The sequence below is a fragment of the Stenotrophomonas sp. 115C5 genome, from assembly GCF_056861055.1.
Genome location: NZ_JBSPUQ010000014.1, coordinates 109,832 through 117,833, shown reverse-complemented (window position 1 = coordinate 117,833; position 8,002 = coordinate 109,832). Strand labels below are relative to the sequence as shown.

Genomic DNA, 8,002 nt, shown 5'->3' with positions numbered 1-8,002 from the left:
AAGGAAGCTGGCCAGGATCGCCTGGGGCGTGTTCAAAAGCGGCCGAGACTTCGATCCGGCCATGCTGAAGGTCGGTCAAGCCTGCTTCCAGCAGGCTTGACCACGAACATAGGATCTCGACTCTACAAAAGCCAGGCGCGCAACAAAAAACCCCGGCGATCGCCGGGGTTTTTCGTTGCGACAGGCTTGACCGGTTCGATCAGAAGTTCATGTCGAAGGCCACTTCGCCCTGCACGCCGACCTGGTAGGCCGAGACGCGGCGTTCGAAGAAGTTGGTCAGTTCCTGCACGTCCTGCAGTTCCATGAACGGCAGCGGGTTGCGCACGTTGTACTTCTTTTCCATACCCAGCTTGGCGAAATGCTGGTCGGCGCAGTGCTGCAGGTACTGGCGCATGTCGCGGGTGGAAATGCCAGCCACGCCACCGGACAGCACGTCCTCGGCGAACTGCACTTCGCACTCGATCGCTTCGGCCAGCATGTCGTAGACCTGCTGCTTCATTTCATCGTCGAACAGGTCCGGTTCTTCTTCGCGAACAACACGCACCGACTCGAACGCGAACTCCATGTGCGCGCTCTCGTCGCGGAACACCCAGTTGGTGCCCGAGGCCAGGCCCGGCAGCAGGCCGCGCGAACGGAAGTAGTACACGTAGGCGAACGCTGCGAAGAAGAACAGGCCTTCGATGCAGGCAGCGAAGCAGATCTGGTTGAGCAGGAACTGGCGGCGCTCGGCACGGGTCTCGATGCGCTTCAGGTCCTGGATCGAGTCGATCCACTTGAAGCAGAAATCGGCCTTCTTCTTGATCGAGTCGATGTTCTCCACCGCGGCGAAGGCTTTGACGCGCTCCTCCGGGTCCGGCAGGTAGTTGTCGAGCAGGGTCAGATAGAACTGCACGTGCAGCGCTTCTTCATACAGCTGGCGCGACAGGTACATGCGCGCTTCCGGCGCATTGAGGTGCTGGTACAGGTTCAGCACCAGGTTGTTGGACACGATCGAGTCGCCGGTGGCGAAGAACGCGACCAGGCGGTGGATCAGGTGGCGCTCACCCGGCGACATCTTGCTGTGCAGGTCGGTGATGTCGATCTGGAAGTTGATCTCTTCCACCGTCCAGGTGTTCTTGATCGCGTTCCGGTACATGTCATAGAACTGCGGGTAGCGCATCGGGCGCAGGGTCAGTTCAAAACCGGGATCGAGCAGCATCTGCTTGGGCTTGTCGGCCATGGGTGTTTCCTTGAATTCTCGGGTCAAAACGCCGGGCGTGGCCCGGCGCTACCTGGGTGTTTCCGTGCTGCAGCCGAGCATGGCTCGGCTCTACAGGTGCGAGGTGTTCGAGTGCCGACCAACGGTCGGCACCCACCGCGCGGTGCTACTGGCAGGCCTCGCAGGCTTCCGGGTTTTCCAGCGAGCAGGCGATGGCTTCGTCCGGGCTGAACACCTTGGCCGGGGCCGCGCTGCTCACCGTGGTCTTGGCGATCTTGGTGGCCGGGCGCGAACGCAGGTAGTAGGTGGTCTTGATGCCCTGCTTCCAGGCGTACATGTACATGGAGGACATCGCGCCGATGTTCGGGCTTTCCATGAACAGGTTGAGCGAGGCCGACTGGTCGATGAAGGCGCCACGCTCGGCGGCCATGTCGATCAGCGAACGCATCGGCAGTTCCCACGCGGTGCGGTAGACCTCGCGCAGCGTTTCCGGAATCTGCGCCACGCCGGCGATGGAACCTTCGGCCAGCTTGATGGCATCGCGCATGTCGGCGGTCCACAGGCCCAGCTTCTTCAGTTCGTTCACCAGGTAGCGGTTGACCTGCAGGAAGTCACCGGACAGGGTCTCGCGCTTGAACAGGTTGGACACCTGCGGTTCGACGCACTCGTAGCAACCGGCGATCGAGGCAATAGTTGCGGTCGGGGCGATCGCGATCATCAGCGAGTTGCGCAGGCCGTGTTCCTTGATGCGCTCACGCAGGGCATCCCAGCGTGCGGTGTCTTCCGGCACCACGTTCCAGGCGTCGAACTGCAGTTCGCCGCTGGCGGCACGGGTGTCGTTGAACGACGGATGCTTGCCGCGTTCCTGGGCCAGCTCGCAGGAGGTTTCCAGCGCGTGGAAGTAGATCGCTTCGGCAATCTTCTTCGACAGGGCGCGGGCTTCGGCGCTGTCGAACGGCAGGCGCTTGCGGAAGAACACGTCCTGCAGGCCCATGCAGCCCAGGCCGACCGGACGCCAGCGCAGGTTGGCGCGGCGGGCGGTTTCGATCGGGTAGAAGTTCAGGTCGATGACGCGGTCGAGCTGGCGCACGGCCAGGCGCACGGTCTCGGCCAGCTTCTCGAAGTCGAACTCGTTGTGCTCGTCGAAGTGGTTGCCCAGGTTGATCGAACCCAGGTTGCACACCGCGGTTTCATCGTTGGAAGTGACTTCCAGGATTTCCGTGCACAGGTTGGACAGGTGGATCACGTTGCCCGGACGCAGGGTCTGGTTGCTGGCGCGGTTGCACTTGTCCTTGAAGGTCATCCAGCCGTTACCGGTCTCGGCCAGCGTACGCATCATGCGGGCGTACAGCTTGCGCGCGGAGATGGTGCGGTTGGCCTTGCCCTGGGCTTCGGCCTGCAGGTAGGCCTGCTCGAAGGCTTCGCCGAACAGGTCGGTGAACTCCGGCACGACGCGCGGATCGAACAGCGACCATTCCTGGTCGGCTTCGACGCGCTTCATGAACAGGTCCGGCACCCAGTTGGCCAGGTTCAGGTTGTGCGCACGGCGGGCTTCGTCACCGGTGTTGTCACGCAGCTCGAGGAAGTCCTCGATGTCGGCGTGCCAGGTTTCCAGGTACACGCAGGCCGCGCCCTTGCGCTTGCCGCCCTGGTTCACCGCGGCCACGGACGAATCCATGGTCTTCAGCCACGGCACGATGCCGTTGGAGTGGCCGTTGGTCGACTTGATCAGCGAACCCCGCGAACGCACGCGGGTGTAGCTGACGCCGATGCCGCCGGAGAACTTCGACAGCTGGGCGATGTCGCCGTACTTGGAATAGATCGACTCCAGCGAGTCCTGCGGCGAATCCAGCAGGAAGCACGAGGACAGCTGCTCGTGGGTGGTGCCGGAGTTGAACAGGGTCGGGCTGGACGGCAGGTAGTCCAGGTTGCCCATGCGCTTGTACAGCGCCAGGGTCTCGGACACGTCCTCGCTCAGCGCGCTGGCGATACGCAGGAAGAACTGCTGCGGGGTCTCGATCACCTTGCGGGTGTGCGGGTGGCGCAGCAGGTAACGGTCGTACAGGGTACGCAGGCCGAAGTAATCGAAGTTCAGGTCCAGCGAGATGTCGATGGCATCGTTGAGCTTGCGTGCGTTGGTCTGCACGAAGTTCAGCAGGCGGTCGTTGATCAGGCCCACTTCGTGGCCACGGCTGACCGACTGCGAGAAGGCGTAGATTTCCTGGCCCGAGACTTCCTTGGCGATGTAGTTGGCCAGCAGGCGCGCAGCGAGGCGACCGTACTCGGGCTCTTCACCGATCAGCAGGGCGGCGGTGCGGATGGACAGTTCGTCCAGCTCGCGGGTGGTGGCGCCGTTGTACAGGCCGGAAATGGTGCGGGTGGCCACGCGCATCGGATCGACGGCGTGCAGGCCTTCGGAGGAACGCTGCACCGCGCGCACGATCTTGTTCAGGTCCACCAGTTCGGTCGTGCCATTGCGCTTGGTCACACTCATCGCGTTGGCCGTCGGCGGCGACGTCAACAGGAATTCGCTTTCCTTCTCGATGGTGGCGCTGGATTCGGTGGTCACGGCGTGTGTCCTCTTGGCGTGATTGGTGGGTGCTCGATGCATCGGGTGACGCAGCCCGGGACATGACAGCCCAGGATGGCAGGACGGCGTCGCAGGGGATGAGACCCTGCGCCTGCCACTGCCGTTGACGATCGCGGATGGGTACCCCGGGCATCCCCTGGAATTGGGGTTGCTGCGACCGGCAGCCACAAGATAGTGGGGGTAATGGGGTCCGTCAACGCCAAATGTAGTGAAATTCGGCAATCCCTTGCGCCGCAAGGATCGTGCCATCGACGCCCGGATCAGACGCTTCAGACCTGCCGGAACGGGCTGCGCAGTCAAGCCCGAAAGGCGTCATTACGGTGGTACAACGCACCGCGGAAACGGAACAATGACAGCTTCACATGACAGTGATGAAACTGGCTAGGGACAACCCTGTGGATAGATGGTGGGCAGCCGGTGGGAATCCGGTGGACGGGTGACTTCCGGCCGGTGACGCCCGCGCGCTGACGGCGGATGCTGGCCACTCGCTCCCGGAAAAGGATGCTCCGATGCACTTGTGGTTGCCCGCGCTGGCCCTGCTGCCTGCCCTGTTCATTGCCCCGGCGCTGGCCGCCGAGGGGCCGGACCTGCGTTCGGACCAGTGCGGCATCCATACCGACTATGACGTGCTGGTGGACAGCGGCGGCATCTGGCTGCGGCATGGCCCGCAGGCGCCGCATGAAGTGGTGTTCCACGATGGCGAGCTGAGCCTGGACGGCACCATGGTGCCGGTCAGCGCCGCCGACGCCGCCCGCCTGCGGCAGATGGAGGCCGGTGCCCGCCAGTTGATGCCGGCGGCCACCGCACTGGCCCACGAAGTCTCCGGGGTCACCTTCGATGCGCTGGACGCTGCCTTCGAGGCCATCACCGGCAAGTCCCGCAACCGCCAGATGCGCGCGATGCGCGGCGAGATGCAGGACTGGATCGACGCCAGCCTCGGCCGTGGCTACTGGGAACAGGACAGCTTCGGCGACGGCTTCGACGCGCATATCGAGCAGATGGCCGAGACGATGGCCACGTCGATGACCCGCAGCGTGCTGTGGCAGGTGTTCACCGGCCGCGCTGGGGCCATGGAACGCCGCGCCGACCGGCTCGATGCCGAGGTCGACCGCCGCATGGAAGCGCGCAGCCAACAGCTGGAGGCCAAGGCGATGGCGCTGTGCCCGCTGGTGCGCTCACTGGCAGAGGCCCACGATGCGCTGGAAGTGCGCTACCAGGGCCAGCCGCTGCGGCTGCTGGAGCGCGGTGAGAGCGTGCGGGTGGAGCACGGCACCGGCTCGGGCCTGCATGTGTCGGCCGGGCCGGATGAGCGGCCGCGTGACGACGCCTTGGCGCCCTCCCGATAACCACGCGGCGCTGTTGTAGAGCCGAGGCGCGCTTGTAGCGCCGAGCCCACGCTCGGCTGCTTTTCGGCACATCATGCAAAAGCAGCCGAGCGTGGGCTCGGCTCTACAAACAGCACTACCCTCACGCCCGGTGCGGGGTACCCAGGTATTCAGCGCTCTGCATTTCGATCAGGCGCGAGGCGGTGCGCTCGAATGCACCCTGCAGGCGCTGGCCGGTATACAGCTCGATCGGCGAGGTGCTGGCGGTGCATACCAGGTTGACGTGGCGGTCGTACAGCTCGTCGATCAGGTTGACGAAGCGGCGCGCGGCGTCTTCGTTCAGGCGATCGAATGCCGGAATGCCGCCCAGCAGCACGGTGTTGAACTCGTGCGCGATCTCGATGTAGTCCGAGGGCCCGCGCGGGCCCTCGCACAGGGCGGCGAAGTCGAACCAGGCAATGCTCTTGCCACGGCCGCGGACCGGAATCTTGCGGCCCTCGATCTCGATGTTGCCAGCCTTGGCCGGTTGGCCGCCACTCAGTTCGTTCCAGCGCGTGGCCAGCCATTCATCGCTGTCGGCGGCCAGCGGTGCTCGGTACACCGGCGAGCGGGTCAGCGCGCGCATGCGGTAATCCTCGGTACCTTCGGCGTACAGCTCCACGCAGAAGCGCTGCAGCAGGCCGATCGCCGGCAGGAAGCTCTCGCGCTGCAGGCCATTGAGGTACAGGTTCTCCACCGCCGTGTTGGAAGTGGTGACCAGGGTCACGCCCTCGGCGAACAGGCGTTCCAGCAACCGCGCCAGCAGCATGGCATCGCCGATGTCGGTGACGAAGAACTCGTCCAGCACCAGCACGCGCAGGTTGCTGCGCCATTCCTGGGCGATCTTCGCCAGCGGGTCGCTCTGGCCCTGGTGCTCGCGCAGGCGCTCGTGGACGCTGCGCATGAAGCGGTGGAAATGCGTGCGGTACTTCTGCTTGATCGGCAGGCCGTCGTAGAACAGGTCGACCAGGAAGGTCTTGCCGCGGCCGACGCCGCCCCAGAAGTACAGGCCCTTGACCGGCTCGGGCTTCTTCCAGAACGAGGACAGGCGGTCCAGCCAGCCGTCCTCGGCACTGTCCAGCAGGCCCAGGTGGATGCGGTCCAGCTCGGCCAGCGCCGCGTGCTGGGCCGGGTCGTTCTGCCAGTCGCCACGGGCGACCCCTTCCGCGTACCGCTGCGACGGGGTCAACTCGGTTGCACTCATGCCGCTGCGCCCAGCCAGTGCTTCACGCCGTGGGTCAGCGCGCCGCGCAGGTCGATCAGCTTGCGGTGGAAGAAGTGGCTGGTCTCGGGCATGCGCACCAGCTCATGCGGGACGTCCAGCGTGTCCAGCCACTGGTAGACGGCCTGCGGGTCGACGATCTCGTCCTGCTCGCCCTGGATCACCAGCCAGCGCGCCGGCGGTGCGATGCCATCGAAATCCCAGCGACCGGCCGGCGGCGCGATCGAGATCAGCGCTTCCGGCTGCAGCGCGGCAGCGGCCTTCAACGAAACGAACGAACCGAAACTGAAACCGGCCAGCCACAGGCGGTCGTCCGGGCGTTGGCTGCGCACCCAGGCGGCAACGGCCTTCAGGTCGTCCTGCTCACCGTTGCCATGGTCGAAGCTGCCGGCCGAACCCCCGACGCTGCGGAAGTTGAAGCGCACCGTGGCGATGCCCAGCTCGCGCAGGGTGGTGGCGGTCATGGTGACCACCTTGTTGTGCAGGGTGCCGCCCTCGGTGGACAGCGGATGGCAGACGATGGCCACGATCGGCTGCACCGGCACATCGGCCTTGGGCAGGTCGACGACCACTTCCAGCGGGCCGGCCGGGCCGTCCAGTTCGAGGCAGGCGGTTTCGCCGGGGGCGACGGGGAACGAAGGCTTGTGCATGGCACCATGATACCGTCCCCTGCCCCTGCCCTGTGCCCGCCCCATGCTCTACCTGTCCTTGGCCGTGATCTGCAGCGTGCTGGTTTCGGTGGTGTTGAAGGTGGCCGGACGCCGCCAGCTGGATGTCGCGCAGATGGTCACCTGGAACTATCTGGTGGCCGCGACAATGACGGCGGTGGTGCTGCAGCCGCCGCTGGACGCGCTGCGCGCGCCGCATGCGCCATGGCTGTCCTTGCTGGCGCTGGCGGTGGTGCTGCCGTCGATCTTCCTGGTGCTGGGCCGCGCGGTGGCGGTGGCCGGCATCGTCCGCAGCGACGTGGCGCAGCGGCTGTCGCTGCTGCTGTCATTGGCCGCCGCGTTCCTGTTCTTCGGCCAGACCGCCACGCCGTGGAAGTTGGTCGGCCTGGCGCTGGGCCTTGTCGCCATGGTGGCGATCAGCCTGCGCCCGCGCGGACCGGCGGTGGCGTCCTCACCCAGTGGCTGGGGCTGGCTGCTGGGCGTCTGGGCCGGGTTCGCGGTGGTCGACGTGCTGCTCAAGCAGGTGGCACTGTCGGGCACGCCGTCGATGGCGGCGGTGCTGGCCAGCTTCAGCGTGGCCTTCGTGCTGATGCTGGCACTGCAGCTGTGGCGGCACTTCAGTGGCCGCAGCCGGCTGGCCTGGCGCAACCTCGGCGCGGGTGCACTGCTGGGCCTGCTCAATGGCGGCAACATTCTTTTCTATGTGCACGCGCATCAGTCGATGCCGGAGAGCCCGGCCACCGTGTTCGCCGGCATGAACATCGGCGTGGTGGTGCTGGGTGCACTGGTGGGCGTGTTCGCGTTCGGCGAGGCGACCACGAAGTGGAACCGCGCGGGTCTTGCGCTGGCGGTGCTGGCGATCGGATTGATCGCCTGGGGATGAGCGTGTGCATCGGGGTGGGGGGCCCCAGGACCCCGCACGGGGCACGCCCCCCCGCGGGGGGGGGGGTGTTGTAGCAC

At 65.7% G+C, this 8,002-nt stretch carries 6 protein-coding genes and 1 pseudogene; 3 read left to right on the top strand and 4 right to left on the bottom strand.

The genetic code is table 11. The annotated features are described in order from the left end of the window. A pseudogene (locus tag AC13FN_RS15970) lies at positions 1 to 100 on the top strand (IS110 family transposase); the annotation flags it as partial. Between the two features lie 99 nt (positions 101 to 199). On the opposite strand, the gene AC13FN_RS15965 reads toward AC13FN_RS15970, so the two are convergent. Next, complete coding sequence (locus AC13FN_RS15965; protein WP_008264781.1) at positions 200 to 1,219, bottom strand: ribonucleotide-diphosphate reductase subunit beta; 1,020 nt, start codon at positions 1,217 to 1,219, stop codon at positions 200 to 202. 145 nt (positions 1,220 to 1,364) lie between these two features. Then, positions 1,365 to 3,767 carry a ribonucleoside-diphosphate reductase subunit alpha gene (locus AC13FN_RS15960; RefSeq protein WP_049409985.1) on the bottom strand — a complete coding sequence of 801 codons (2,403 nt, stop codon included), beginning with the start codon at positions 3,765 to 3,767 and terminating at the stop codon, positions 1,365 to 1,367. A gap of 530 nt (positions 3,768 to 4,297) precedes the next feature. On the opposite strand from AC13FN_RS15960, the gene AC13FN_RS15955 reads away from it, so the two are divergent. Further along, complete coding sequence (locus tag AC13FN_RS15955; RefSeq protein ID WP_478413174.1) at positions 4,298 to 5,134, top strand: DUF2884 family protein; 837 nt, start codon at positions 4,298 to 4,300, stop codon at positions 5,132 to 5,134. A 121-nt stretch (positions 5,135 to 5,255) separates the two neighbouring features. On the opposite strand, the gene zapE is transcribed toward AC13FN_RS15955, so the two are convergent. Then, positions 5,256 to 6,356 carry a cell division protein ZapE gene (zapE, locus tag AC13FN_RS15950; protein ID WP_029380119.1) on the bottom strand — a complete coding sequence of 367 codons (1,101 nt, stop codon included), beginning with the start codon at positions 6,354 to 6,356 and terminating at the stop codon, positions 5,256 to 5,258. Then, positions 6,353 to 7,024, bottom strand: coding sequence for a CocE/NonD family hydrolase (locus tag AC13FN_RS15945; RefSeq protein WP_197643734.1), 672 nt, complete (start codon positions 7,022 to 7,024; stop codon positions 6,353 to 6,355). The genes zapE and AC13FN_RS15945 overlap by 4 nt, the downstream gene beginning before the upstream one ends. A gap of 43 nt (positions 7,025 to 7,067) precedes the next feature. Between AC13FN_RS15945 and AC13FN_RS15940 the strand changes: the two genes are divergently transcribed. Beyond that, positions 7,068 to 7,925, top strand: a complete 858-nt coding sequence (locus AC13FN_RS15940) for an EamA family transporter (protein ID WP_049435476.1) — start codon at positions 7,068 to 7,070, stop codon at positions 7,923 to 7,925. The last annotated feature ends 77 nt before the right edge of the window (positions 7,926 to 8,002 follow it).

Coding starts and splice junctions, on each gene's coding strand:
- AC13FN_RS15965 (WP_008264781.1), bottom strand. CDS start 1,219: ATGGCCGACAAGCCCAAGCAGATGCTGCTCGATCCCGGTTTTGAACTG.
- AC13FN_RS15955 (WP_478413174.1), top strand. CDS start 4,298: ATGCACTTGTGGTTGCCCGCGCTGGCCCTGCTGCCTGCCCTGTTCATT.
- zapE (WP_029380119.1), bottom strand. CDS start 6,356: ATGAGTGCAACCGAGTTGACCCCGTCGCAGCGGTACGCGGAAGGGGTC.
- AC13FN_RS15945 (WP_197643734.1), bottom strand. CDS start 7,024: ATGCACAAGCCTTCGTTCCCCGTCGCCCCCGGCGAAACCGCCTGCCTC.
- AC13FN_RS15940 (WP_049435476.1), top strand. CDS start 7,068: ATGCTCTACCTGTCCTTGGCCGTGATCTGCAGCGTGCTGGTTTCGGTG.